The organism is Pseudomonas sp. RL_5y_Pfl2_73, assembly GCF_963970515.1.
GTDB lineage: Bacteria > Pseudomonadota > Gammaproteobacteria > Pseudomonadales > Pseudomonadaceae > Aquipseudomonas.
This window is the reverse complement of sequence record NZ_CAXAPD010000018.1, coordinates 76366-103021: the sequence shown is the minus strand read 5'-3', so window position 1 is coordinate 103021 and position 26656 is coordinate 76366. Positions and strand designations below refer to the sequence as shown.

Below are 26656 nucleotides of genomic sequence, written 5' to 3'. Positions count from 1 at the left end.
AGTTCTCCTGAGAGGCTATATGGGGAGGGGGTGTCCATAGGATATTCGCTTGCACCGCCCCCGCCATGCCTACAAGCTATGCTCTTACCGCTCGACTCTCTGGTCCAAAAGGCTTACTGGATGCGCATTCTCATCACTGGCGGCGCCGGTTTCATCGGCTCGGCTCTCATACGGCACTTGATTCTTGATACCGACCACCAGGTCCTGAACCTCGATAAGCTGACCTATGCCGGCAATCTCGAATCGCTGAGCAGCATCGATCACGACAGCCGCTACGAATTCGTCCAGGTCGATATCGTCGATCAACCCACTGTCAGTGCAGTGCTGGCACGGTTCAAGCCTGAGGCCATCATGCACCTGGCGGCCGAGTCCCATGTAGACCGTTCCATTGATGGCCCGGCGGACTTCATCCAGACCAATATCGTGGGCACCTACAGCCTGCTGGAAGCCACTCGAGCCTATTGGCAGGCCCTGCCCGAGCCGCAGAAACGCGCGTTTCGCTTCCACCACATCTCCACCGACGAAGTGTATGGCGATCTGCACGGTGTGGATGACCTGTTCACCGAGACCACCGCCTATGCCCCAAGCTCACCCTACTCGGCGAGCAAGGCAGCGTCCGACCACCTGGTCCGCGCCTGGCAACGCACCTATGGCTTGCCCGTGCTGTTGACTAACTGCTCGAACAACTACGGGCCGTTTCACTTCCCCGAGAAGCTCATTCCACTGGTGATCCTCAACGCACTGGCCGGTAAGCCCTTGCCGGTCTACGGCAACGGCCAGCAAGTGCGCGACTGGTTGTTCGTGGAAGATCATGCCCGTGCACTGCTCAAGGTCGTCACCGAAGGCGCGGTCGGCGAGACCTACAACATTGGCGGTCACAACGAGCAGAAAAACATCGACGTGGTGCGCAGCATCTGCGCGCTACTCGAAGAATTGGCGCCACGCAAACCCGAAGGGGTCGAGCACTATGCCGACCTGATCAGCTTCGTCCAGGATCGCCCCGGCCACGACCTGCGCTATGCCATCGACGCCAGCAGGATCGAACGGGAACTGGGCTGGACGCCTCGGGAAACCTTCGAGACCGGGCTGCGCAAGACCGTGCAGTGGTACCTCGAGAACCTGCTGTGGTGCCAGCGTGTCCAGGACGGCAGCTATCAGGGCGAGCGCCTCGGCTCGCTCGACAACAAGGATGCGATTGCATGATGAAGGGCATTGTTCTGGCCGGCGGTTCCGGCACACGCTTGCACCCGATTACCCTTGGGGTTTCCAAGCAACTCCTGCCGGTTTATGACAAGCCGATGATCTATTACCCGATCTCGGTGCTGATGCTCGCCGGCATCAAGGACATATTGGTGATCTCCACCCCGCAGGATCTGCCGCAATACCGCAGCCTGCTGGGCGACGGTCATCAGTTTGGCGTGCAGTTCAGCTACGCCGAGCAGCCGACGCCCGATGGCCTGGCCCAGGCGTTCCTGATCGGCGAGCAGTTCATTGGCAGCGACTCGGTGTGCCTGATCCTGGGCGACAACATTTTCCACGGCCAGCATTTTGGCGAACAATTGCAGACCGCCGTCAACCGGCAGAGTGGCGCGACAGTGTTCGGCTACTGGGTCAAGGACCCTGAGCGTTTTGGCGTGATCGACTTCGATACCGAAGGACGGGCAATGTCCATCGAAGAAAAACCCACCGCGCCCAAATCCAGCTACGCGGTGACCGGCCTGTATTTCTACGATAACGACGTGATCAAGATCGCCAAGACCATCAAGCCATCCAAACGCGGCGAACTGGAAATCACCGACGTCAACAATGCCTACCTGCAACGCGGCGACCTGCACGTTGAGCGCTTCGGCCGTGGTTTTGCCTGGCTGGACACAGGCACCCACGACAGCCTGCTGGAAGCCTCGCAATACGTGCAAACCATCGAACATCGCCAAGGCCTGAAAGTGGCGTGCCTGGAAGAAATTGCCTACCAGCAAGGTTGGGTCAGTCGCGAGCACGTTCTTGAGCGCGCCCAGTATTTTGGTAAGACCGGCTACGGCCAGTACTTGTTCAACATCGCCGGAGAAACACGATGAATGTCATCGCCACTCGCTTGCCGGAGGTCCTGGTCATCGAACCGAACGTCTTTGGCGACGACCGCGGTTTTTTCTACGAAAGCTTCAATGCCCGGGCGTTTGCCGAAGCGACCGGCTGCACTCTGCAGTTCGTCCAGGACAACCATTCACGCTCCGCCAGGGGCGTGCTGCGCGGCCTGCACTATCAGATCGAACAAGCCCAAGGAAAACTCGTGCGTGTCACGGCGGGGGAAGTGCTGGATGTCGCGGTGGACATCCGCCGCAGCTCGCCGACCTTCGGCCAATGGACCAGCGTACGCCTGTCGGCACAGAACCACCGGCAGATGTGGGTCCCGCCAGGGTTCGCCCACGGCTTCGTCGTGCTGAGCGAGTCGGCGGATTTCCTCTACAAGACCACTGACTACTACGCACCCTCGGCCGAACGCTGCATTCGCTGGGACGACCCGCAGTTGGCCATCGATTGGGAGCTCGAAGGCGCGCCGATCCTCTCGGTCAAGGACCAAAATGGCAAGGCCCTGCACGAGGCGGACCTGTTCCCATGAGTGCCCCCTTGCGCATCCTGATCATCGGCCAGAATGGCCAGGTTTCCCGGGCGCTCCAATCGCGCCTGAGCGGACGGGGCGAGTTGCTCGTACGCGGCAGCGACCAGCTCGATCTGGCACAACCGGATTCGCTGCGCGCGCCCATCGAAGCCCTGAGGCCCGGCCTGATCATCAATGCCGCCGCCCACACGGCCGTCGACCAGGCCGAAAGTGAACCGGAGCGGGCATTCACCCTCAATGCCACGGCACCGGGCATCCTGGCCCAAGCAGCGGTTGCGCTGGGCATCCCGCTGATTCACTACTCCACCGACTACGTCTTCGATGGCCTCAAGCCCACCCCCTACACCGAGGACGACGCACCCAACCCGCTGAGTGTCTACGGACGCAGCAAACTGGCCGGCGAGAATGCCATCCGCCAGGCTGGCGGCCAGCACCTGATCCTGCGCACCAGCTGGGTGTACTCCACCGAGGGCCGCAACTTCCTGTTGACCATGCAGCGACTGCTGCAGGAAAAACCGCAACTGCGGGTGGTCGCCGATCAGATCGGTGCTCCGACCTGGGCGGGCACCATTGCCGACAGCACCGCGCAACTGATCGAGCGCTGGCAGACCGGTCAACCCGGCGCCTGGGGCACCTATCACCTGACCGCCCGGGGCGAAACATCCTGGTTCGGTTTCGCCCAGGCCATCGGCGAAAACCTGCTCGAGCGACACACGCCGTGTGCGCTGCTGGAGCCCATTGCGTCCAGCGCTTACCCAACGCCGGCCCCTCGACCGTTGAACTCGCGCCTGGATTGCAGCCGCCTGCTCAAGGAATGGGCGGTGAGCCAACCCGACTGGCGAAGCGCATTGCAGCAGTGCCTTGCCGGACAAGCCCGGTAAGGTCTTACAAATAGTATTTGCGGGGTAACTAGGCATAATACGCCTGTCACCACAGGCGCCCCGTGCTCATGAACTCCACCCTTCCCCGCAGACCCCGTTGGCGCAGCCTGGCCTTGCTCGCACTGTGCCTGGCGCCGTTGCTGTGGCCGTTGGAGCACCTGGCCGAGCGTTATTACCGCAGCGAGCTGGCCGGGCAGAACCGCCAGACCTTGGACCTCTACGTCGCCAACCTGCTGGGCACACTGCACCGCTATGAGGTGCTACCCCAGATTCTCGGCGACCTGCCGGCCTTGCGCGCCGCCTTGTTGGTGCCAGACGATGGCGTGACCCAAGGCAATGCCAACCGGCTGCTGAAACACATCAGCGCCCAGACCGGCGCCGAAGTCATGTACCTGATGGACTCTTCCGGCAAGACCCTGGCCGCGTCGAACTGGGACAAACACGACAGTTTCGTCGGACGCAATTTCGCCTTCCGGCCGTACTTCATCGAAGCCATGGCCGGGCGCCTGGGCCGCTTCTTCGGCTTGGGCACGACATCGGCCAAACGCGGTTATTTCTTTGCCGCCGCCGTGCGCGACCGCGAAAAAGTCATCGGCGTGCTGGTGGTCAAGGTCGACCTCGACCACACCGAAAGCCTGTGGGGCAAGACTCCCGAACAACTACTGGTGACCGACCACAACGGCGTGGTCATCCTCACGTCGCGACAGGAATGGCGATTTCGCGCGACCCGGCCCCTCAATGACGCCGAGCGCAAGGCCATCAGCGCGGTGCAACCGTATCCGACCCGTGATCCCAAGCCGCTGAACCTGGATGCCAACGCCTGGCTGCCCCAGACCGAGTCCATCGAGGAAACCGGCTGGAGCGTGAGCATTCTCGCCCCGCGCACACTGATCGATCGTCCGGTGCGCACCGTGGTCGCCATCGGCGGCGCGGCATTGCTGGTCTTGATGTTGCTGCTCGGGTTGATGATGCAACGCAGGCGCCATTACCTGGATCGAATCGCCTTCGAAGCCAAGGCCCGCCAAGAGCTGGAGGGCCGGGTGGCCGAGCGCACCAGTGACCTGGAAGGGCTGAACCGACGACTGAAGCAGGAAGTGCTGGAGCGCGAACAGGCTCAGCAGGAGTTGGTCCGTGCCCAGGATGACCTGGTGCAGGCCGGCAAGCTGTCGGCCCTGGGCACCATGTCGGCGAGCATCAGCCACGAACTCAACCAGCCGCTGGCAGCGATTCGCAGCTACGCGGAAAACGCCGAGATTTTGCTCGACCACCAACGCACCGAAGACGCCCGGGGCAACCTCAAGCTGATCAGCGAACTGACCGGGCGCATGGCCTCGATCATCGCCCACCTGCGCGCCTTCGCCCGCCGCGACCGCCATGCCCCGGAAAGCGTCGCCCTGCAGCCGGCGCTGGACGATGCCCTGGCGCTGCTCGCCAAACGCCGACGCAGCATGGAAGTGGAACTGATCCGTGACTTACCGGCTGCCACGCTGTGGGTCGAGGCCGGCGAAACCCGCTTGCGCCAGGTACTCGGCAACCTGCTGGCCAACGCCCTCGATGCGCTCACCGAGAAAGGCCCTCCGCGCAAACTCTGGCTCAGTGCCCAGGCCACCGAAACTGGCGTCAACCTGTACATCCGCGATAACGGTCCGGGGTTTTGCATGGAAGCCTTGGGCCGCGCCGGCGAACCCTTCTATACCACCAAGACCCGCACCCAGGGCCTTGGCCTGGGACTGGCGATCTGCGACACCCTGATGCGCGCCTTTGGCGGCGAACTGTTGTTCGCCAACCACAAGGAAGGCGGCGCCCTGATTACCCTGAAGCTGCGCGCCGGCGCCCCCGGGGTGAGCCTGCAACCGTCCGAGGACCGAAGTGTATGACCATCGACAACCGGATTGAGGTGGTGCTGATCGACGACGATCCCCATTTGCGTCAGGCCTTGAGCCAGACCCTCGACCTGGCCGGCCTGAAAATCCTGCCCCTGGCCGAAGCCCAGGGCGTGGCCGCGCAACTGCCCCGTGACTGGCCGGGCGTGGTGGTCAGCGATATTCGCATGCCCGGCATGGACGGCCTCGAACTGCTGGGCGAACTCCACGCCCAGGACTCAGAGCTGCCGGTGCTGCTGATCACCGGCCACGGCGATGTGCCGTTGGCCGTGCAGGCGATGCGCGCCGGCGCCTATGACTTCCTGGAAAAACCTTTCGCCAGCGATCACCTGCTCGACAGTGTACGCCGGGCCCTGGCCTTACGCCGGCTGGTGCTGGACAACCGCAGCCTGCGCCTGGCCCTGAGCGATCGCCATGAACTCAGCGCCCGCCTGGTCGGCCAATCGACACCCATGTTGCGCCTGCGCGAGCAAATCGGTGCACTGGCCGCCACCCGCGCCGACGTGCTGATCCTCGGTGAAACCGGCGCCGGCAAGGAAGTGGTCGCCCGCGCATTGCACGATCTTTCCGGCCGACGCAACGGCCCTTTCGTGGCGATCAACGCCGGGGCCCTGGCCGAGTCGGTGGTGGAAAGCGAGCTGTTCGGCCACGAACCCGGCGCGTTTACCGGCGCGCAGAAACGCCGCATCGGCAAATTCGAATTCGCTAACGGCGGTACGCTGTTTCTGGATGAAATCGAAAGCATGAGCCTGGATGTCCAGGTCAAGCTGCTGCGTCTGCTGCAGGAGCGCGTGGTGGAGCGGCTGGGGGGCAATCAACAGATCCCGTTGGACATCCGCGTGATCGCCGCCACCAAGGAAGACCTGCGCCAGGCCGCCGATCAGGGGCGCTTTCGCGCCGACCTGTATTACCGCCTGAACGTCGCACCGCTGCGCATACCGCCCTTGCGCGAACGGGGAGAGGATGCACTGATGCTGTTCCAGCACTTCGCCGACGAAGCCAGCGCTCGCCACGGCCTGCCACCCCATGAATTGCAACCGGCACAACGGGCGCTGCTGCTGCGCCACAGTTGGCCGGGTAATGTGCGGGAACTGCAGAACGCCGCCGAACGTTTTGCCCTGGGCCTGGAACTGGCCTTGGACAACAGCGCGCCCGACGGCAGCCCCAGCGCACCGGTGGAAGTGGTCAGTGGCGGCTTGAGCGAGCAAGTGGAAAATTTCGAGAAAACCCTGATCGCCGCCGAACTGACCCGCCCCCACAGCTCGGTGCGCAGCCTGGCCGAAGCCTTGGGCATTCCACGCAAGACCTTGCACGACAAGTTACGCAAACATGGGCTGAACTTCGGCGACAGCAGCCATGGCTCGGCCGATGAGTCCGATTGAGTTATCGTCATTTCCCTCTCAAGCAAAAGGCCCCGTAATGAACCGCGACAGTCGTTACCTGGAATCAATCCTGCACCACGACATCCCCTTGACCCGGGACATGGGCCTCAAGGTACTCGATTGGCAGGCCCGGCAACTGCACCTGTCCTTGCCACTTGCAGCCAACGTCAACCACAAGAGCACCATGTTCGGTGGCAGCCTGTATTGCGGCGCGGTGCTCGGTGGCTGGGGCTGGCTGCACTTGGCCCTGCGTGAGGAAGGCATCGAAGACGGGCATATCGTGATTCAGGAAGGGCAGATCAGCTATCCGCTGCCGGTGACCCGCGATGCGACCGTCGTCTGCCAAGCGCCCGAGGAAAAGGTCTGGAAGCGCTTCCTGGCCACCTACCGGCGTTACGGCCGGGCGCGGCTGGCGTTGCAGACGCGGGTGATGAATACCGGGAGCGAAGACGTGGCAGTGCAGTTTGAGGGGCAGTACGTGTTGCACCGCTAAAACAGCGCATGCCCCTGTGGCCCGGCACCCTTGTGTGGGAGCAAGCTTGACTCCCACAACTCCCTCGCCACAAAGGATCGAGCCGGGCTTAAGAGCGGGCGAGTTCCAACAACTTTCCACGCCACGCCGCTTTCGCCGGCAACGCCAGGAACGACGTATTCAACAGCGACTCACGCGGTGGGTAACTGAACGGTTCGCCGCTCAAGTCCAACACCTCGCCACCCGCACCTTCCAATACACCCTGGGCGGCGGCGGTGTCCCACTGGGAGGTCGGCGCCAGCCGTGGATAGCAATCCGCCGCGCCTTCGGCCACCAGGCAAAACTTCAACGAACTGCCAATACTGGTCAGTTGCAGCTCACCCAGGCTCCCGCTCAAGCCATTCAGCAGGCGTTCCTGCTCAGGGCTGGTGTGCCGGCGACTGGCAACCACGGTGAAGGCTTCTCCCGGCGCCAAGACCTCACGAACCGCGATAGGCAAAGGCACGCCCCCCTTGTCGCCACGCCAGGCACCCAGCCCTGCGCCGCCGACGTAAAAGCGCCCATTGGTGGGCATCGACACCACGCCAAACACCACACGGCCCTGCTCCACCAACGCGATGTTGACGGTGAACTCCTCGCTGCCGGAAATGAATTCCTTGGTGCCATCCAACGGGTCCACCAGCCACCAGCGATGCCAGCCGGCGCGCACGCTTTGGGCAATATCGGCGTCTTCTTCGGAGAGGATCGGAATATCCGGGGCCAGCGCCATCAGCCCGGCCACGATCACATCATGAGCGGCCATGTCTGCGGCGGTCACCGGCGACTCGTCGGCCTTGTGGTTGACCTGCACGTTGGCGCGCCAGAACGGCAGGATCGCCTCACCGGCCTGGAGCGCCAGCTCGACCACAGGGGCCATCAACGGATGGGGGAAAGTCATGACAGGAACGCTCCACGCTGGGTCAACAGGTCACGGGCCAGGTAGAGCGCCGCCAACGCCCGGCCTTCCGTGAACTGCGGGTTCTGTGCCAGGGCCGACAGCTCACGCAGGTTGACCTTGTCCACGCGCATCGGCTCGGGCTCGTCACCCTCAAGCCGCTCTTCATACAAGTCAGTCGCCAGCACCACCTGGATCTTCTGGCTCATGTAACCGGGGGACAGCGACAGTTCGGTCAGGTGTTCCAACTGACACGCACCGAAACCGGCCTCTTCCTTGAGCTCCCGTTCGGCCGCCGCCAGCACGTCTTCACCTGGCTCGATCAAGCCCTTGGGCAGGGACAGTTCGTAGGCGTCGGTGCCACCGCAATACTCTTCCACCAACACCGCGTGGTCGGCATCGAGCATCGCCACGATCATCACCGCGCCGTAGCCCGCCCCCTTGCTCGCCAGACGTTCATAGGTGCGCTCCACACCGTTGGAAAACCGCAATTTCAGTTCCTCCACGCAAAACAGACGAGTGGTAGCGACAATCTGGCGATCGAGTATGGTGGGTTTCTGGCGCATAAACGGCTCCCTGGGCGATAGCGAGCTACTATACCCGGCCTATTCTGATTGTTTGTGTCGGATATCCGATTACCGCTGGAGAAGTTTTATGGCTTTGCTGCCCTGGCATGAGATCGATACGGTTCTGCTGGACATGGACGGCACGCTGCTGGACCTGCATTACGACAACCATTTCTGGCTCGAACACCTGCCCCAGCGCTACGCCGAACTGCATGGCGTGAGCCGGGCGATGGCCGAGATGGAGCTGCAGCCGCTGTTCGAGCGCAACGCCGGCCAGTTGCAATGGTATTGCCTGGATTTCTGGAGCACCGAATTGAAACTGCCGGTGCGCGAACTGAAGCTGGAAACCGCACACCTGATCGCCTTGCGCCCGGACGCCGATACCTTCCTGGCGGCGATCCAGCAGGCTGGTAAACGCGTGGTGATGATCACCAACGCCCACCGCGATTCATTGTCCCTGAAGCTGGAACGCATCGAGTTGGCCCCTTACTTCGACCGTTTGATCAGTTCCCACGACTACGGCTTTCCCAAGGAAAACCCGCAGTTCTGGGACGCGCTGCAAGCCGACTTGAATTTCGACCCGGCCCGCAGCCTGTTCATCGACGACACTCTGGCAGTGCTGCGCAGCGCCCGGGACTTCGGCGTGGCGCATTTGCTGGCCGTGAGCGAACCGGATAGCCGCAAAGGGCCGAAGGAAACGGGGGAGTTTGACGCGTTGGGGGATTATCGGGACTTGATTGCCGGGCTTTGAACCGCGCCGCATTCATCGCGAGCAGGCTCGCTCCCACAGTTGGATCGGGGCACGGTTGGAGAAATAGGCCGGCTTTAAGGCCGCCTCGCGGCGGACGTTGATCCCGGCGCCCCGTTAACCACGCTGGCCGAACGCAGGCACTGTGGAGTGGCCATCCCGGCATGGATGCCGGGATGGCCGCGCTGAGCCATGGAAGGCCCTTCGCGGCGGGCCCACGGAACAACGCCTTCGTTCGAGCACACCGAGCCTAGGCGAGGTGCCGAGTGGTGGGCCAAGAGCCTTTTTGGTGACTTTTGACTGGGCCGGCTTCCGGGCTCTTCAAAAGTGACCCGTTGTAAGAGCGCAACCATAAGCCGCCATTACCGCAGCAATGGATATGCACTCGATCAACAACATCCTGGCTGTCAGGCCTGAAGGTTACTCGGGATACGCAACACCTGCCCCGGATAGATCTTGTCCGGGTGCGACAGCATCGGTTTGTTGGCCTCGAAGATCTTGTTGTACTTGTTCGCGTCGCCGTACTCGGCCTTGGAGATGGCGCTAAGCGTGTCGCCCTTCTTCACGGTCACGAAACGCGCCGACTGTGCCACCGGGCCAGTCACCGTGATCTGGTCGTCAACGCTGCCGACACCGGCGATATTGCCCACCGCCAACAGGATCTTTTCCTTCTCTTCCTGGCTCGCTACTTCACCGGTGACGATGACTTTGTCACCGTCAATGGTCGCCTGGACATTTGGATTACCCAGGCCAACCTTTTCAATATGCGCTTTCAGTTGTTCGCTGGCATTGGCATTGCCGGGGGTCAGCAGGTCGATCAGCTTTTCCCCCGCTTCCTTCACAAAACTAAAAATACTCATGGCGCACGCTCCTTGATTTAAGTGTCCAGACGCAAAGACTAGACCAGGCGAAACGAACCTGGTTCCCAACCGACCAATGACCCCGCTACGCGCAAGCGCTAGAATCCGAACCTTCCTGCGCCCTGGAGCGAAGATGGACATCAAGCAGCTGAAATTTCTGATCGCGCTGGACGAAACCCGTCACTTCGGCCAGGCCGCCGCACGCTGTCATATCACGCAGCCGACCTTGTCGATGCGCCTGCGCAGCCTTGAAGAAGAACTCGATCTGCCGCTGGTCAACCGCGGCCAGCGCTTTGAAGGTTTCACCGCGCCGGGGGAACGGGTGCTGGCCTGGGCACGCACGGTGCTGGCGGCCTATGACGGGCTGCAGGCCGAAGCGGCGGCCTGTCGTGGCAACCTGGTGGGTACGCTGCGCCTGGGCGTGGTGCCGTTGTCGGATTTCGCCCCCCTGGCAATGATGCAGCGTTTACATGCCGAGCACCCGAGCCTGCGTTTCGAACTGTCCTCCCTGAGCTCCGAAGGCATCCTTGAACAGCTGGCCAACAACCGTATCGACCTGGGTGTTTCCTACCTGGAACGCCTGGACAACGAACGTTTCGAAGCCCTGCCCTTCAGCCACACCCGCATGGGCCTGCTCTACGACCAGCGCTTTTTCTTTTTCGGTGAACAACCGCTGAGCTGGGAAGCACTGATCGAAGTCCCCCTGGGTATGCTCACCAGCGGCATGCACTTTCGCCAATCCATCGACCACAACTTCCACAGCCGCGGCCTCATGCCTCAACCGCTGTTGCAAACCGATGCGGTGCATCAATTGTTACAAGCTGTGCACGGCGGACTGTGTTGCGCGGTGATGCCCCTGGACAGCGGCCTGAATGTGCTGACCGAAGACTTGCGCATCCAGCCCATCGACAGCGCGCAGACGTTGGTCCCCCTGGGCCTGATCATGCGACGCGGCGCCCCACGCTCGGCCTTGGCAGAAGCCTGTTTTGCCCTCTACCAGAAATCATCGACACCATCTTGATCGACGTCATCTATTGAGAGATCAGTAATAGCGATTAGACGTGGCAGATTGCCGCATTTAGTCTTATCACTATTCCTACTTTCAGTGATACCTATGAACGACAAGCCTCCGGTCAGTCCAGCGCCAGCGATGGAAACGTCCGCGCCAGCCGCCAGCCAGAGCTATCGCTACTGCAATCTGGACCACTCCCGTTCGGACAGCACCGCGCTGGCCGAGGAGGTGGCGCTGGCGATTGCCTATAACGGCATCAGCCAGGCAGTCATGCTGGTCACCCCCACCGACCTTGAAGACTTCATCGTCGGCTTCAGCCTCGGCAGCGGCATCATCGAAGACGCAGCGGATATCTATGACCTGCAACTGAGCGGCACGGGGGCTGCGCACCATGCCGAGGTGACCATCGCCAACCGCGCCTTCTGGAACCTCAAGCAGCAACGCCGGCAGTTGACGGGCACCAGTGGCTGCGGGTTGTGCGGTGTGGAAGCGGTGGAACAGGCATTGCCAAACCTCAAGGTCCTGCCCGGCGCACCGCTGCCACCGGCGCAATGGCTCGATGGCCTGCGTGACCGTATCAGCCAGTTCCAGCCCCTGGGCCAATACTGCGGCGCAGTCCACGCCGCGTTGTTCATGAACGCCCAGGGCGAATTGCTGCTGGGGCGCGAAGACATTGGCCGACACAACGCCCTCGACAAGCTGATCGGCGCATTGATCCGGCAGCAGATCCCGGTGGCCGGCGGCGTGGCGATTGTCACCAGCCGTTGCAGCCTCGAACTGATCCAGAAAGTCCTGCGGGCCGGCATCCAGACCCTGGTCAGCCTGTCGTCACCCACCGGCCTTGCGGCGCAGTGGGCCCGCCAACACAACCTCAACCTCATCCACCTACCGCAAAAAAGTGCGCCGCGGGTCTACAGCCCTGCGATGGAGAAACAAGCGTGAGCAATCATCAACAAGCCGACCAGAAACCCGTACCGCGCTACAAGCCCTACAAAGGCCCAGCCGGTGGCTGGGGTGCGCTGATCAGCGTCGCTCAGGCCTGGTTGACCAGCGACAATGCGCTGAAAAACATCCGCATGATGCTCAAGACCAACCAGAATGGCGGTTTTGACTGCCCGGGCTGTGCCTGGGGGGACTCGCCGGAGAGCGGCGTGGTCAAGTTCTGTGAGAACGGCGCCAAGGCCGTGAACTGGGAAGCCACCAAGCGCCGCGTCGATGGTGCATTTTTCGCCAAGCACAGCGTGAGCTCGCTGCTGGAGCAGAGCGACTACTGGCTCGAGTACCAGGGTCGCCTGACCGAGCCCATGCGCTACGACGCCGAAACCGACCGCTACAAACCCGTCAGTTGGGAAGTGGCGTTTGACCTGATCGGCAAGCACCTGCAAGGCTTGTCCAGCCCCAATCAAGCCGAGTTCTACACCTCGGGCCGGGCCAGCAACGAAGCGGCCTACTTGTATCAGCTGTTCGTGCGCGCCTACGGCACCAACAACTTCCCCGACTGCTCGAACATGTGCCACGAGGCCAGCGGCGTAGCGCTGTCCCAGAGCGTGGGCGTGGGCAAGGGCACGGTGACCTTCGACGATTTCGAGCACGCCGACGCGATTTTCGTCTGGGGCCAGAACCCCGGGACCAACCATCCGCGGATGCTCGAACCACTGCGCGAGGCGGTGAAACGCGGCGCCCAAGTGATCTGCATCAACCCGCTCAAGGAGCGTGGCCTGGAACGTTTCCAGCATCCACAGAGCCCGATCGAAATGCTCACCAACGGCAATAAGCCGACCAACACCGCCTATTTCCGACCGGCCCTGGGTGGCGACATGGCGATCTTGCGCGGCATGGCGAAGTTCCTGCTGCAGTGGGAGCGCGAAGCGCAGAACACCGGCGCGGCGGCGGTGTTCGACCACGCGTTCCTCAATGAGCACAGCACCAACGTGCTGGGTTACCTGGCTGCCGTCGACGACACACCGTGGGAACAGATCGTCGAGCAATCGGGCATGACCTTGCTCGACATCGAGCAAGCGGCACGCATGTACGCCAAGAGCAAGAACGTGATCATGTGCTGGGCGATGGGCATCACCCAGCACCGTCATTCGGTGGCGACCATCCAGGAAATCGCCAACGTGATGATGCTGCGCGGCAACATCGGCCGGCCGGGCGCAGGCCTGTGTCCGGTGCGCGGCCACAGCAACGTCCAGGGCGATCGGACCATGGGCATCAACGAGCGTCCGCCAGCGGCGTTCCTCGATTCGCTGGAGCGGCGTTTCCAATTCAAGGTACCGCGTGAAAACGGCCACAATGTGGTCGAGGCGATCCACGCCATGGCCGCCGGCCAGGCGAAGGTGTTCATCGCCCTGGGCGGCAACTTCGCCCAAGCCACGCCAGACAGCCATCGAACGTTCCAGGCCCTGGCCAATTGCGACTTGACGGTACAGGTCAGCACCAAGCTCAACCGCAGCCATCTGGCTCACGGCAAGGAAGCGCTGATCCTGCCGTGCCTGGGTCGCACCGACATCGACCTGCAAACCGAAGGTGCACAAGCGGTGACCGTGGAGGATTCCTTCAGCATGGTGCATGCCTCCATGGGCCAGCTGCAGCCGCTGTCGAACCAGATGCGCTCAGAACCGTGGATCATCGCCGGCATCGCCGCCGCCACGCTGGGTCGCCGTCCGGTGAACTGGAACTGGCTGGTGGCCGACTACAGTCGCATCCGCGCCCTGATCGCCGACACCGTACCCGGCTTCAAGGACTTCAACGAAAAGCTGAAGAACCCCGGTGGGTTCTACCTGGGCAACAGCGCCAGTTCGCGGCGCTGGAGCACCCCTTCGGGCCGCGCCAACTTCATGCCCAACCGGTTGCCGACCGACCTTGTGCATGAACGCACCCGGGCCACCGGTCAGCTGCCCGACCTGATCATGCAGTCCATGCGTTCCCACGATCAGTACAACACCACCATCTATGGCCTCGATGACCGCTATCGCGGCGTGAAGGGCCAGCGTGACGTGTTGTTTGCCAACGAAGCAGACATCATTCGCCTGGGCTTCAAGCCGGGACAGAAAGCCGACATCGTTTCGCTCTGGGATGACGGTCGCGAGCGCCGGGTCAAGGGCTTCACCCTGCTGGCGTTCGACATTCCTGCCGGCCAGGCTGCGGCCTATTACCCCGAAGTGAACCCGCTGGTGCCACTGGAAAGCACCGGTGACGGCAGCTACACCCCAACGTCGAAATTCGTCGCGATCCGCCTGGAAGCGGCGAGCGAGAATGGACTGATCCTGGCCAAGTCGGCCTGACACAACGAACGAGGAGATTAGGATGTGTGGGAGGGAGCAAGCTTTGCTCCCACACTCACATCTTTTCGAACACAAAAAAAAGGCCGTTTTCCATAGAAAACGGCCTGTCCGAAGTAGCTAAAGACCGACCAATTCACCTTAAGTTCCCACAGAAAAACAATAACTTAGCGAATTGTGCACAAGTCGTGTTACTCGTCGGATTTCTATTGTAACCAAGCGAAGCCAGCCTCAGGATCGCGCCGTCATCCCTTTGAGGCTCCTCTATGAAGTTCTCCTCCATTCTCTTGTTGTCCCTTAGCCTGGCCAGTGGCATCGCGTCTGCCGGTGGTACTGCCGAAGCAGGTGTGGGCGGCGCATTAGGCGGGGTTCTGGGTTCCGTCGTTGGCCAGTCCCTGGGCGGCAACACCGGCTCCACTATCGGCGCGGCGCTGGGCGGTGCGGGCGGCAGTGCAGTCGGTGCAGACAAACGCAGCCGCGGCGAAGCCGCTATCGGCGGCGCGCTGGGCGCAGCCGGCGGTAATGTGGTCGGTCGTAGCGTCGGCGGTACCACGGGCAGCCTGATCGGTGCGGCAGCGGGCGGCGGCGCTGGTGGCGCCCTGGGTAACTACATGGGCAAGGACGATGACGATGATCGTCGTTATGACGGTCGCCGTGGTGACCGCCGCTACTACCGTGATGGCCACCCAGGTCGCGGCCATGCCTACGGGCATCGCAAAAAGCATCATCGCCACTACCGCGACTAACGGCTGACGGATACCCGCCGTTTAAAGATCGCAGCCTCCGGCAGCTCCCAGAGCTGACAGGAGGCTGCGATTTTTTGTTTCAGACCACCAACCGTTCCAAAGCCCCACGTAGCCGCTCCGGAATCGCCACCGGCCGATTCGAGGCCCGGTCCACGAATACGTGAACAAAACGCCCCGCCGCGCAGGCCTCCTCCTCGCCCGCCTTGAACACCGCCAGCTCGTACTGCACCGAACTGCTGCCCAGCTTGCCGACCCGCAGGCCGATTTCAATCCGGTCCGGAAAGGCGATCGAGGCAAAGTAGTCACAGGCTGAACTCACCACGAACCCCACCACCTCTCCGTCATGGATATCCAGGCCGCCGACTTCGATCAGGTAGGTATTCACTGCGCTATCGAAAAAGCTGTAGTAGGTGACGTTATTGACGTGACCGTACACATCGTTGTCGTGCCAACGCGTGGTGATGGGTTGCAAGTGTGGGTATTCGTTGCGTTGGGGCATCAAGTGCTCTTCATGGTTGTTCAATGGTTTAGAGGATGGCGGCTTATCGGTTAGCGAATCCCTTGCCCTGAGCTGCCAGCTCGCCGATCAGGCGCGCGGGCTTCCACTGGTCGCCCTGCTTCGTTTCGAGCGCCAGCAGGCGTGCGTGGATATCCTCCAGCCCCTGCCCGTCGGCCCAGGCCATCGGCCCGCCCTTGTCCACCGGGAAGCCGTAGCCGTTGAGGTAGACCAGGTCGATATCGTGGGCCGACTCGGCAATGCCTTCCTGCAGGATTTTCACCCCCTCGTTGACCAGCGCCAGCAAGCATCGCTCAAGGATTTCCTCCGGGCCGATCTCGCGACGCTGGAAACCCAGCGCTTCACTGACCCCTAGTACCAGCGCATCGACCTCGACATCATGCTCGGCCTGTCGACTGCCCGGCTCGTAGTGATAGTACCCATTGCCGCTTTTCTGGCCGAACCGCCCCAACTCGCACAACCGGTTGTCCACCTGCACCTCGGGCGCGTCCTGGCCCTTGCCCGCCAGCTCACGGGCGCGCCACTCCAGATCGATGCCAACGACGTCGTACATACGGAACGGTCCCATGGCGAAACCGAAGCCCTGCAACGCCGCATCCACCTGATGGGGGAACGCCCCCTCCAGCAGCATCTTGCGCGCTTCCAGCACATAAGGATGAAGCATTCGGTTGCCGATGAATCCATGGCAATTGCCCGATACAACGCTGACCTTGCCCATGCGCCTGCCCAGCACCAACGCCGCGTCCAGCACCGCTGTGGAGGTGTGTGCGCCGCGAACGATTTCCAGCAACTTCATGATGTGCGCCGGGCTGAAGAAATGCAGGCCCAGGACCTGGGCTGGCCGGCGGGTGACAGCCGCGATGGCATCGATGTCCAGCGCCGAGGTGTTGCTCGCCAGGATGGCCTTGGGCTTGAGCAGGCCGTCCAGCTCACGAAAAATTTTCTGTTTGAGCTCGAGGTTTTCGTAAACCGCTTCGATCACCAGGTCCACATCGCGGATCGCCGCGTAATCATCCGCCCGTGTTACCCGGGCGATCCGCGCGTCAGCCTCGACCTGGTCGATACGCCCCTGGCGCACGCCATGGGCATAGGTCTCGGCCACGGCCACCAGTGCCTGCTCGAGCATCTGTGGATTGTTGTCGACCCACTGCACCGCCACGCCCGAGTTGGCCAGGCACATCACGATGCCCCGGCCCATGGTGCCTGCACCTACCACCGCGGCACGCTGAACATCGAAAGGTGTCTGGCTCATGTTTGCTCTCTTGTTGGCGACCCGAAGACAGCCTTCACCTTAGTCAGCCAGCGAATATTTTTGAAATTTATTCGTGTGATGAAGGGCATTCAGCGGATGGATACAGCTCACAGGTGCGCTTGGGTCCACTGGCGAACTTCAGCGTATGGATACGCTTCCAGTGCGGCATACCCACCGATCTTCCGTGCCTTCAATCGGGTGAACAGCGGCACGCTGATTCCGCACAGGAAGCGGGTCAGGCGCTCTGCTGACGGCACGCTGCCGCTGTGCTGCTCATGCTTGTGGATAAAGTCGCCACACAGCGCCTCGAAGCTTTTATCCACAAGTGCCGGCAGCGAAGGTGGTTCCGGCAGGCGAGCGACATGCCCGTGGCACACCGAGCAATGACCACACTGGCGTGGCGCATTGTCGTCGCCGAAATATTGCGCCAAGCGATAACCCAGGCAACGGTCGGTGGCGAACAACTCGAGCATGGCGTGGATCCGTGCGATTTCACCCTGCTCGTGCCGGGTGAAATAGACGTGTAGCTCCGCGCTCAAGACCTGCACATCCAGGTCCGCGTCCAACACGCTGTACACCTCGGTCATCTGTTTGCTTTCCAGCTCGATCCAGCCCTTTTCCTGGAAAAAATCCAGCGCCTTGACCACACGATTACGCTCAGCGTGATACTGCTGGTACATCCCGTCGAAATTCACCGTGGCCCAGGCCCGGGCGCGACTGGAGGTCTGGATGATGGCCGAGACGAAGTCCCTTCGCTCGCCTTCGAAGCGCTCCAGCAGTTCTTGCGGCTCAGTCAGGAACTTGAAGCGGTACTCCGCGAAATAGGCATAGCGCGGCGCGATCAGCCCGCGTAGCTCCAACTGGACCAGCAGCGTCTTGAGTGGCAGTTGCCGGATGTTGCTCTGGTCCGCCAGTGGTCCCAGCAAGAACTCCCATTGCCCATCGGGGCCGGCGGCCTTCAGTTCATCGAGCACGCAACGAATGCCTGCAAGCTCCGGCGTATCGCCATACACAAAGTTTTCCAGCACGTTGAGACTGTCGCGGTTGGCCAGCACCAGGCAATCGGAAGGCTGCCCATCCCGCCCGGCCCGGCCGATCTCCTGGCTGTAGTTCTCGATGGACTTGGGCAGGTCGAAATGCACGACATTGCGGATGTCACTCTTGTCGATGCCCATGCCGAAAGCGATGGTCGCGACGATGCAATTGGATTGCCCGCCCATGAACCGCCGCTGGATGGCTTCACGTTGTTCATGGGGCAAACCGGCGTGATAGGCCTCGGCCTCTATACCGTGCCGGCCCAGGTGTTCGGCGATCTGCTCGGCGGTTCGCTGCAAGGTCACGTAGACGATGCTCGGCTGCCCGGCACGCTCGCCCAGCCATTGCACCAGCCGTGCGCGCTTGTCGGCACCCCGCACGGGCTCGACCAGCAGATTGAGGTTCGGGCGGTAGAAACCGGTCGTCACCACATCGACGGCGGCGATGGCGAATTTCGCCTGCATGTCAGCGATGACTTTGGGTGTGGCGGTGGCCGTCAGCAGCAATACCTGAGGAACATTGAACTCACGCTGGTAGTCGGGAAGCTTGAGGTAGTCAGGTCGAAAGTTATGCCCCCATTCCGAAATGCAGTGGGCCTCGTCCACCACCAGCAACGAAATCGGCACCTGCTGCAAGAAATTGCGAAAGCGCTCATTCTTCAGGCGCTCCACGGAAATCATCAGGATCTTCAACTCGCCCGACCGGGCTCGCGCCATGGCATCGTTGGTTTCGTCACGGCCCTGGGCCGAATCGATACTGGCCGCCGCGATGCCGTGGCGCTTGAGGAACGCCAACTGGTCCTGCATCAGCGCCAGCAACGGTGAGACCACCAGGGTCAGGTGCGGCAAGAGCAGGGCCGACAATTGATAACACAGGGACTTGCCCGAGCCGGTGGGGAAAATGGCCGCCGCCGACCGACCGGCCAGCACGGCGCCGATGGCCGCCTCCTGACCGGGACGAAACTGTGGATAACCGAAAACCTGTTCCAGGGTGCTGTGCATGCGCGGTCGCTCCTTTGACTGCTGCGATGCCCAAAGCCTAGTGGGACAATGCAGCGAGTCGAGAAAAGGTCGGGGTCAAAAACGATACGGGATGATACAGCCTGGTGCCTAACGTTTGGTTCAGGAAATAGACCACGGGAAATGCGAAGAAATCTACCGCCTCGCTGCCTTGGTGGTTGGTGGCGCGGCGAGCCTTACCGGGCGACCAAAGCAATACTCAGCAGACGGTTCCGAGACTGCTGTGAGACCTTTCTTCTTTTCCAATGGGCTGCGATTTCCCCCTAAACTTTCCTACCATACAGACACGCGCCAACCTCCCGGAAACCTCGCCATGCACTTCGCCCCAGACTTCCCCGACGATCACGCCATGCGCCAGCTCATGGAACTGCTGCACGAAGAGATCGGCCTACCGGAACGCAAGACCATCCGCCTGGACACGGCGATCAATCTCGACTTGGGTTGCGATGGCGCGGATGCCCGGCATCTGATGGAGGCATTGGAGGAGCGGTTCGCCATCGAGCTCATCGACTACGACGCCTACCGCTATTTTCAGCCTGAGGGTTTTGATGTGTTTCAAAAGCGCAGGACCAAGGGCCGTGGGAACAAGATGCCACTGAGCATCGGCATGCTTTACAAGGCGATCAAGGCACAACGATGGGATACGCGGGAAGTAGAAGGGGCCTAGTCAACCTGGACGGCATAAGTGGCATTATTCTGACTGTAGTTCTCTATTTCAGGTGCAATAATGGCAGTTACTCTAGGTCGACGTTCATAAGCCTCGCAGGAGGATGGCGCCAGCCCCCGCCTACGACATGCACCCCTGTGCCACACGCCAATGGGCTGAAACTCAACATCACCGATGCGGACAACGCTCTGGATCTGGAGCTCGCGCTAGAGGCGGCTGGGTATTTTCGGGTCAACCACGCGGATGCCCTGGACATCATTGCACGGCTTCAAGAGGTGGTTAGCCAGGCCCGTACTGGCTGGGGCATTGGGACTGTCCAGGCGTGAGCAGGACAATATGGCGTCCGCGTTACACCTTTCACACACAAAATAGTTGCCACAAAAAAGCCGCCCTGATCAGGGCGGCTTTTTCATTCGCTAACCAAGCCTTACAGCTGTGGACCCGCCGCCTTGATCGCGTCGCTCACGTCGAACTTCTTGAAGTTCTCGGTGAACAGACCGGCCAATGCCTTGGCCGCTTCGTCGTAGGCCACTTTGTCGGCCCAGGTGTTGCGCGGGTTCAACAAACCAGTCTCGACGCCTGGAACCGCCAGCGGCACGTCCAGGTTGATGATGTCCAGGTGTTCGGTTTCAGCACCAATCAGCGCGCCGCTCTGGATCGCTGCGATCACCGCACGGGTGGTCGGGATGTTGAAGCGCTTGCCAACGCCGTAGCCGCCGCCGGTCCAGCCGGTGTTGACCAGGTAGACCTTGGAGCCGAAACCACGGATGCGCTTGATCAGCAGCTCAGCGTATTCACCGGCCGGGCGCGGAAAGAACGGGGCGCCGAAGCAGGTGGAGAAGGTCGACTTGATACCGCTGCCCGAACCCATTTCGGTCGAGCCCACCAGTGCGGTGTAGCCGGACAGGAAGTGATACGCGGCTTGTTCTTCGCTGAGGATCGACACCGGCGGCAGTACACCGGTCAGGTCGCAGGTCAGGAAGATCACGGCGTTTGGCTCGCCACCGAGGTTTTTCGGTGCGCGTTTTTCGATCAGCTCACGCGGGTAGGCGGCGCGGCTGTTCTGGGTCAGGCTGTCGTCGGCGTAGTCGGCTTTCTTGGTGATCGGGTCGATGACGACGTTTTCCAGGACGGCGCCGTGCTGGATGGCTTTCCAAATGACCGGCTCGTTCTTCTCGGACAGGTCGATGCACTTGGCATAGCAGCCGCCTTCGATGTTGAAGACCACGCCCACGCCCCAGCCGTGCTCGTCGTCACCGATCAGGTAACGGCTTTCGTCGGCGGACAGGGTGGTCTTGCCGGTGCCCGACAGGCCGAAGAACAGGGTCACATCGCCCTCTTCGCCCATGTTGGCGGCGCAGTGCATCGGCAGCACGTCAACAGCTGGCAGCAGGAAGTTCTGCACGGAGAACAGGGCTTTCTTCATTTCACCGGCGTAACGCATGCCGGCGATCAGCACTTTCTTGGCCGCAAAGTTGATGATCACGGTGCCATCGGAGTTGGTGCCGTCGCGCTCAGGCTCGCAGACGAAATTCGGCGCGTTGAGGATCTGCCATTCATCCTTGCCGCCGGCGTTGTATTGCTCGGGGTTGATGAACAGGCAACGGCCGAACAGGTTGTGCCACGCGGTCTCGGTGGTCATCTTGACCGGCAGGTAGTGCGCAGGATCGGAGCCTACATGTACGTGGGATACAAAACGCTCGCGCTCGCCCAGGTAGGCTTCGACGCGGTTCCACAGGGCGTCGAACTTGTCGGCCGGGAACTTGCGGTTGATCGGGCCCCAGGCGATGGCGTCCTGGGTGGTTGGCTCTTCCACAATGAAACGGTCGACTGGCGAGCGACCAGTACGATGACCGGTACGAACAACCAGCGCGCCAGTATCGGCAAGCTCGCCTTCACCGCGATTCAGGGCTTCTTTGACCAGATCATCGACACTCAGATCGGTGTACACGGCGTTATTGGCTTGCGTCATGAGATTCCCCGTCGGCCCGTGGCCGAGTGCTCCAAACGTTTTGTAGTAGGAAGTCGCGCACTACTACCCGAAAAAAGTGGGCCGGATTATGCCAGAAAACCCCAAAAAGAGTAGGGCCCTCCCGTCAGTACGGCGTAAACCCGGCGTTTGCCAGGAGATTTACCTGCGCTGAAACGTTTTAGTGACGAGTATCTGACGGTGTGTCGACACCCGCACCGGCGAACAACTGCGCGATGTCCGCCGCGTCGAACAGGTAGCGCTCGTTGCAAAACTGGCAATCGATCTCGATGGCGCCGCCATGCTCGATCACCAGTTGCTGCGCATCTTCCAGACCCAGACTGACCAGCGCATTGGCGGAACGTTCACGAGAGCAACTGCATTGGAAGCGCAACGGCTGTCCGTCGAACAAACGTACCTGCTCCTCGTGATAGAGGCGATGCAGCACGGTTTCGTTGTCCAGGCTCAACAGCTCATCGGCGCTCAGGGTGCTGGCCAGAGCGGTGACGTGCTGCCAACTGGCGTCACGTTCTTCCGGGTCGCGCAGGCGATCGGCAGGCAATTGTTGCAGCAGCAAACCACGAGCGCGCCGCCCGTCGGCGTAGAGCCAGAAGCGGGTATTGGTCTGTTGGGACATGACGAAGTAGTTGGTGAAGCATTCAGCCAGGGTCGCGCCATCGAGATCGACGATGCCCTGGTAGCGCTTGCCATGGGTAGGGTCGACCGTCAGGGCCAGCACGCCGTCGGGCATCATGTCGGCCAGGGTCGCGTCGGGCGCGATCTGCTCGGCGTGATAACGGGCCAGGCCACGGATCTCACGTTCGCTGGAGCACTCGATCATCAGCAGCGGCACCGGCCCTTCGGAGCGTGCCTGGAGAATCAGCAAGCCATCGAACTTCAAGGTGCCCACCAACAACGCCGCAGCCGCCATCAGCTCGCCGAGCAATTGTGCGACCGGCTCCGGATAGGCGTGCTTGGCGAGGACTTCGGCGTAGCTACGCTCCAACGCCACCAGCTCGCCACGGGCGTCGCTGTCATCGAAGATGAAACGTTGGGTGTAGTCGGTATCCGGTAAATCAGTCATAGGGTCTGGTATCTGAGGTGATGACAAATGATGGCAGGCATTTTATGGGCATTCAGGGTGGGTTCCAAGCAAGGCTTGGGTTTGTCTGACAGGAAGGTACTGAAGCTTGCTCCCGCTGGATCGGAGGTACTGGCGTAGGAGCTGTCGAGTGCAACGAGGCTGCGATCTTTCCCCAGACAATTGAATCTCAAGCGAAAGATCAAAAGATCGCAGGCTTCGCCAGCTCCTACAGCGCCCAGCGGGATGACGGTGCTTTATTCACTGTTGCTGCCATGAAACTTGAACAGGTCCCGGCGCTGCTTCTTGCTCGGCTTGCCGTCGGTGCTGACCCCCAGGGCGCCGGCCTTGCGTTGCGCGGCAGCGGTTTCACGCTTGGCGATGCTGGCTTCGGTTTCGCGATACAGTGCCTGCGCTTCAGGCGCGCCGCGACGCACGATCGACAGGGCTTCGACCACCACGGTCTTTTCATCGAAGCCAATACGGATGACAAACTCATCGCCAACGCGTGGCTCCTTACCCGGCTTGCAACGCTCTCCCCGGTGATGGACCTTGCCGCTTTCGATGGCGGTCTTGGCCAGGGCCCGTGTCTTGTAGAATCGCGCCGCCCACAACCATTTATCGAGACGGACCTTGTCGTCCTCTTCCTTTTTTTGTGCCACTGCCATTCCTCTTTTCTGCCAATAGCCGCAACTGTACTACCGTTTTTGACGAGCGCACGAATCCGGCCCTACGGATAGAATGCCCGCCAAACCGCGTCCACACCCATGGCTTGGCTCGGAATCGGTCACAAGCACAAACAAGTGCGTAGATAACTGTCGCCATTTTGTGATTATTCTGCGTGAATACCGCGATTCGCGGAGTCCACGATCCGATGTACTGATCGCAGGTTTTTTTATTGAAGACTTTTGACCATTTGACCGTTGTCGGTCTGCGCGAGTGGGTGGCGCTCCCGGATCTGGGAGTCGTGGGCCTGCGGGCAAAAATCGACACCGGCGCCAGCACCTCCAGCCTGCATGCCACTGACATCGAGCCGTTCGAGCGCGATGGCGAAAAGTGGGTGCGCTTCACTGCGCACCTCGGCACCGTGGTGCAGTTGCGCCATCGCCGCTGCGAAGCCCCGCTGGTGGCCCGCAAGACAATAAAAAGCTCCAACGGCCACGCTCAGGTCCGCTACGTGATCAGCACCACGCTGGCACTGGGTGATCGGGTCTGGCGGGTCGAGTTCACCCTTGCCTGCCGCAAGTCCATGCGATACCGCCTGTTACTGGGTTCCAAAGCCTTGATCGACGGCCAACTGGTGGTCAATCCGGGTATCAAATACGTTCAAGACAAGCCGGCATTCCCGGCGTCCACTACCTCTGCCACAGGTGTTGCATGAAGATCGCTGTGCTGTCGCGTAATCCGCGTCTGTATTCCACTCGTCGCCTGGTTGAAGCCGGGACCGAACGAGGCCATGAAATGGTGGTGATCGATACCCTGCGCGCCTACATGAACATTGCCAGCCACAAACCGCAGATTCATTACCGTGGCAAGCCGCTGGAAGGGTTCGATGCGGTGATCCCGCGCATCGGCGCATCGGTGACGTTCTATGGCTGCGCCGTTTTGCGTCAGTTCGAAATGATGGGGGTGTTTCCCCTCAACGAGTCGGTGGCTATCGCCCGCTCCCGGGACAAGCTGCGCTCGCTGCAGTTGCTGTCACGGCGCGGGATTGGCCTGCCGGTAACCGGTTTTGCCCACTCCCCCGACGACATTCCCGACCTGATTGCGATGGTCAACGGCGCACCGCTGGTGATCAAGGTGCTGGAAGGCACCCAGGGCATCGGCGTGGTCTTGTGTGAAACCGCGACGGCGGCGGAGTCGGTGATCGAGGCGTTCATGGGCCTGAAGCAGAACATCATGGTCCAGGAGTACATCAAGGAAGCCGGTGGCGCGGACATTCGCTGCTTCGTGGTCGGCGACAAGGTGATTGCCTCGATGAAACGCCAAGCCAAACCCGGAGAGTTCCGCTCCAACCTGCATCGCGGCGGCAGTGCCAGCCTGATCAAGATCACGCCGGAAGAACGCATGACCGCCCTGCGGGCCGCAAAAGTCATGGGCCTGGCCGTGGCAGGTGTAGACATCCTGCGCTCAAACCACGGGCCGCTGGTGATGGAAGTCAACTCTTCGCCAGGCCTGGAAGGGATCGAGACCACCACGAGCAAGAACGTGGCAGGGATCATCATCGAGCATTTGGAAAAGAATGGCGGGCCGAACATGACCCGGACCAAGGGCAAGGGTTAACGCAACACAAAACCCTTTGGGAGTGTGCCTTTGTGGGAGCCGAGCTTGCTCGGCTCCCACAGGTTCTCTGTCTGACTTGAGAGAGACCGCTACACCGCATCCCGAGGCAACATCAAACCCAACGGCAATCGCACCCGAGCTTCCAGCCCGCCACCGACGCGGTTACGCAGCTCGACGTTGCCGCCGTGCATCGAGGCGATGCGCTTGACGATGGCCAGGCCCAACCCCGTACCCTTCCCGCCCCGGGCACGATCGCCGCGGGTGAAGGGGTTGAAAATGGCTTCCAACTCAGAGGAATCGATGCCGGCACCACGGTCCAAGACGCTCAGCACCACGTAAGGCGCGCTGGTGTCGCCAGAAACATAGGCCGCGACTTCGACGCCAGTGCCTGCGTGATTCAGAGCATTGCCGATCAGGTTGTTCAACAAACGCTTCATCGACACGCGGCGCAACGGGAACGCTTGGATTGGCTCCAGGCGCAGGTGTACTTTCTCATCGCTCTGGTTATAGGGCGCGGCCACCTCCCGCACCAACTCACTGAGGTCCACGTCCTCCACAGACTCGTCACGACCGTCGCGAATGAACGCCAGGAACTGGTCGAGAATCGCGTCCATGTCCTCGATGTCGCGGACCATCTCATCGGTCAGGTCGGTGTGCTCGCCCATCAACTCCAGCGACAACCGAAGCCGGGTCAGCGGCGTACGCAGGTCATGGGAGACGCCGGCGAGCATCAGTTCGCGCTCGCGCCCAGCCTGTTCGACATCCTCGGCCATCTGGTTGAAGGCACGGTAGACCTCGGTCATCTCGCTGGGCGTATCGCTGATGGGCAGCCGCACGCTGCGCCCCTGGCCCAGTTGGCGGGCGGCGTAGACCAGACGTTTCAGAGGCTGGTTGAGCTGGCTGACGAAGATCCACGCCGACGCCGTCGACAGCAGGCCGATGGCCAGGAACCAGCCGAGCACGTTCCAGATTTTCTGGCCGCGCAGCGGATGCGGGTACAAGGGCACTTTCAGCCAGCCATCCCCCAGGCTCGGGGCCCGCACCCAAAGCGCCGGCGGCGAGTGCATGCGCAATCGCACCTCGGTATCGGCGCCCAGTTCGGCCTGCATCTGGCGTTGATAGATCTCGCTGTAGGGCCAGTGCTGCTCGCCCTCCGGCACGCCGGCACCGACGACGCGGATCAGCGTTGCCGCCTCGGCAATTTTCGCCCGGTTGGTTTCGTCCGCCGCCCAATAGGCCCGCAGGGTCAAGGCAACACCGTGGCTGTACTGCCGGTCCACGAGAACGTCTTCGTTCATCAGCAGGTACACCAGCGTCAATGCCTTGGAGAAGAGCACGACGATCAGCACCAGCCAGAGGGTGCGGGAGAAGAAACTCTGGGGGAACCAAACGGGGGTTTTCATGAATAACCGCTACACACTTGCAGGAGCGAGCGATGCTCGCACAAT

At 61.5% G+C, this 26656-nt stretch carries 25 protein-coding genes and 1 pseudogene; 15 read left to right on the top strand and 11 right to left on the bottom strand.

Annotated features, from left to right (window positions below; genetic code table 11):
- The first annotated feature begins 120 nt into the window (after positions 1–120).
- The 7 genes from rfbB to AACY42_RS18265 all read left to right on the top strand — a co-directional run bounded on the left by rfbB (position 121) and on the right by AACY42_RS18265 (position 7256).
- Complete coding sequence (rfbB, locus tag AACY42_RS18295; RefSeq protein ID WP_339481433.1) at positions 121–1203, top strand: dTDP-glucose 4,6-dehydratase; 1083 nt, start codon at positions 121–123, stop codon at positions 1201–1203.
- Positions 1200–2075: a glucose-1-phosphate thymidylyltransferase RfbA gene (gene rfbA, locus AACY42_RS18290; RefSeq protein ID WP_339481431.1), complete on the top strand. Its 876-nt coding sequence runs from the start codon at positions 1200–1202 to the stop codon at positions 2073–2075. Before rfbB ends, rfbA begins: the two co-directional genes overlap by 4 nt.
- A complete protein-coding gene (gene rfbC, locus AACY42_RS18285; RefSeq protein WP_339481430.1) occupies positions 2072–2617 on the top strand; it encodes a dTDP-4-dehydrorhamnose 3,5-epimerase in 546 nt (181 codons plus the stop codon). Before rfbA ends, rfbC begins: the two co-directional genes overlap by 4 nt.
- Entirely contained in the window at positions 2614–3498 is an 885-nt protein-coding gene (rfbD, locus tag AACY42_RS18280) for a dTDP-4-dehydrorhamnose reductase (RefSeq protein ID WP_339481429.1), read from the top strand. Before rfbC ends, rfbD begins: the two co-directional genes overlap by 4 nt.
- A 68-nt stretch (positions 3499–3566) precedes the next feature.
- Entirely contained in the window at positions 3567–5375 is a 1809-nt protein-coding gene (locus tag AACY42_RS18275) for a sensor histidine kinase (RefSeq protein WP_339481428.1), read from the top strand.
- Positions 5372–6763, top strand: coding sequence for a sigma-54-dependent transcriptional regulator (locus AACY42_RS18270; RefSeq protein WP_339481427.1), 1392 nt, complete (start codon positions 5372–5374; stop codon positions 6761–6763). Before AACY42_RS18275 ends, AACY42_RS18270 begins: the two co-directional genes overlap by 4 nt.
- Before the next feature lie 37 nt (positions 6764–6800).
- Complete coding sequence (locus AACY42_RS18265) at positions 6801–7256, top strand: YiiD C-terminal domain-containing protein (protein ID WP_339481425.1); 456 nt, start codon at positions 6801–6803, stop codon at positions 7254–7256.
- 88 nt (positions 7257–7344) lie between these two features.
- Here AACY42_RS18265 and cysQ read toward each other — a convergent pair whose 3' ends face one another.
- Both cysQ and nudE read right to left on the bottom strand, forming a co-directional pair.
- On the bottom strand, positions 7345–8172 hold the full coding sequence (gene cysQ / locus AACY42_RS18260; protein WP_339481423.1) for a 3'(2'),5'-bisphosphate nucleotidase CysQ: 828 nt from the start codon (positions 8170–8172) through the stop codon (positions 7345–7347).
- Entirely contained in the window at positions 8169–8735 is a 567-nt protein-coding gene (nudE, locus tag AACY42_RS18255; protein ID WP_339481421.1) for an ADP compounds hydrolase NudE, read from the bottom strand. Before nudE ends, cysQ begins: the two co-directional genes overlap by 4 nt.
- A gap of 88 nt (positions 8736–8823) precedes the next feature.
- On the opposite strand from nudE, the gene yrfG reads away from it, so the two are divergent.
- A complete protein-coding gene (gene yrfG / locus AACY42_RS18250; protein ID WP_339481419.1) occupies positions 8824–9486 on the top strand; it encodes a GMP/IMP nucleotidase in 663 nt (220 codons plus the stop codon).
- Between the two features lie 78 nt (positions 9487–9564).
- Here the strand turns inward: yrfG and AACY42_RS18245 are convergent.
- Positions 9565–9677 (bottom strand): annotated as a pseudogene (locus AACY42_RS18245) (nucleoid-structuring protein H-NS); the annotation flags it as partial.
- Between the two features lie 213 nt (positions 9678–9890).
- Positions 9891–10343, bottom strand: coding sequence for a peptidoglycan-binding protein LysM (gene lysM, locus AACY42_RS18240; RefSeq protein ID WP_339481417.1), 453 nt, complete (start codon positions 10341–10343; stop codon positions 9891–9893).
- 133 nt (positions 10344–10476) lie between these two features.
- On the opposite strand from lysM, the gene AACY42_RS18235 reads away from it, so the two are divergent.
- The 4 genes from AACY42_RS18235 (at position 10477) to AACY42_RS18220 (ending at position 15385) form a co-directional block, all read left to right on the top strand.
- A complete protein-coding gene (locus tag AACY42_RS18235; protein ID WP_339481415.1) occupies positions 10477–11364 on the top strand; it encodes a LysR family transcriptional regulator in 888 nt (295 codons plus the stop codon).
- Positions 11365–11457: 93 nt separating this feature from the next.
- The gene (gene fdhD, locus AACY42_RS18230) at positions 11458–12297 is read left to right on the top strand and encodes a formate dehydrogenase accessory sulfurtransferase FdhD (RefSeq protein ID WP_339481414.1); all 840 of its coding nucleotides are present in this window, start codon (positions 11458–11460) and stop codon (positions 12295–12297) included.
- Positions 12294–14642: an FdhF/YdeP family oxidoreductase gene (locus AACY42_RS18225; protein WP_339481413.1), complete on the top strand. Its 2349-nt coding sequence runs from the start codon at positions 12294–12296 to the stop codon at positions 14640–14642. The genes fdhD and AACY42_RS18225 overlap by 4 nt, the downstream gene beginning before the upstream one ends.
- A 263-nt stretch (positions 14643–14905) precedes the next feature.
- Positions 14906–15385 carry a glycine zipper domain-containing protein gene (locus AACY42_RS18220; RefSeq protein ID WP_339481412.1) on the top strand — a complete coding sequence of 160 codons (480 nt, stop codon included), beginning with the start codon at positions 14906–14908 and terminating at the stop codon, positions 15383–15385.
- A gap of 79 nt (positions 15386–15464) precedes the next feature.
- On the opposite strand, the gene AACY42_RS18215 is transcribed toward AACY42_RS18220, so the two are convergent.
- The 3 genes from AACY42_RS18215 to AACY42_RS18205 all read right to left on the bottom strand — a co-directional run bounded on the left by AACY42_RS18215 (position 15465) and on the right by AACY42_RS18205 (position 19190).
- Positions 15465–15884 carry an acyl-CoA thioesterase gene (locus tag AACY42_RS18215; protein WP_339481411.1) on the bottom strand — a complete coding sequence of 140 codons (420 nt, stop codon included), beginning with the start codon at positions 15882–15884 and terminating at the stop codon, positions 15465–15467.
- A gap of 43 nt (positions 15885–15927) precedes the next feature.
- Positions 15928–17154 (bottom strand): 3-hydroxyacyl-CoA dehydrogenase, encoded by a 1227-nt coding sequence (locus AACY42_RS18210; protein ID WP_339481410.1) that lies wholly within the window; start codon positions 17152–17154, stop codon positions 15928–15930.
- Positions 17155–17261: 107 nt separating this feature from the next.
- Complete coding sequence (locus AACY42_RS18205; RefSeq protein ID WP_339481409.1) at positions 17262–19190, bottom strand: RecQ family ATP-dependent DNA helicase; 1929 nt, start codon at positions 19188–19190, stop codon at positions 17262–17264.
- Positions 19191–19521: 331 nt separating this feature from the next.
- Between AACY42_RS18205 and AACY42_RS18200 the strand changes: the two genes are divergently transcribed.
- On the top strand, positions 19522–19875 hold the full coding sequence (locus AACY42_RS18200) for a DUF1493 family protein (RefSeq protein WP_339481408.1): 354 nt from the start codon (positions 19522–19524) through the stop codon (positions 19873–19875).
- Positions 19876–20302: 427 nt separating this feature from the next.
- Here the strand turns inward: AACY42_RS18200 and AACY42_RS18190 are convergent, their stop codons facing one another.
- From AACY42_RS18190 to AACY42_RS18180, 3 genes are all read right to left on the bottom strand, one after another.
- Entirely contained in the window at positions 20303–21847 is a 1545-nt protein-coding gene (locus AACY42_RS18190; protein ID WP_339481406.1) for a phosphoenolpyruvate carboxykinase, read from the bottom strand.
- Between the two features lie 178 nt (positions 21848–22025).
- Complete coding sequence (hslO, locus tag AACY42_RS18185) at positions 22026–22928, bottom strand: Hsp33 family molecular chaperone HslO (protein WP_339481404.1); 903 nt, start codon at positions 22926–22928, stop codon at positions 22026–22028.
- A gap of 254 nt (positions 22929–23182) precedes the next feature.
- Positions 23183–23587 carry an RNA-binding S4 domain-containing protein gene (locus AACY42_RS18180; protein ID WP_339481403.1) on the bottom strand — a complete coding sequence of 135 codons (405 nt, stop codon included), beginning with the start codon at positions 23585–23587 and terminating at the stop codon, positions 23183–23185.
- A gap of 236 nt (positions 23588–23823) precedes the next feature.
- Here AACY42_RS18180 and rimB point away from each other — a divergent pair, with 236 nt between their 5' ends.
- Both rimB and rimK read left to right on the top strand, forming a co-directional pair.
- Entirely contained in the window at positions 23824–24306 is a 483-nt protein-coding gene (gene rimB / locus AACY42_RS18175) for a retropepsin-like aspartic endopeptidase RimB (protein ID WP_445261512.1), read from the top strand.
- Positions 24303–25208: a 30S ribosomal protein S6--L-glutamate ligase gene (rimK, locus tag AACY42_RS18170; RefSeq protein ID WP_003196697.1), complete on the top strand. Its 906-nt coding sequence runs from the start codon at positions 24303–24305 to the stop codon at positions 25206–25208. The genes rimB and rimK overlap by 4 nt, the downstream gene beginning before the upstream one ends.
- A gap of 89 nt (positions 25209–25297) precedes the next feature.
- Here rimK and AACY42_RS18165 read toward each other — a convergent pair whose 3' ends face one another.
- The gene (locus AACY42_RS18165) at positions 25298–26611 is read right to left on the bottom strand and encodes an ATP-binding protein (RefSeq protein ID WP_339481402.1); all 1314 of its coding nucleotides are present in this window, start codon (positions 26609–26611) and stop codon (positions 25298–25300) included.
- Positions 26612–26656: the final 45 nt, after the last annotated feature.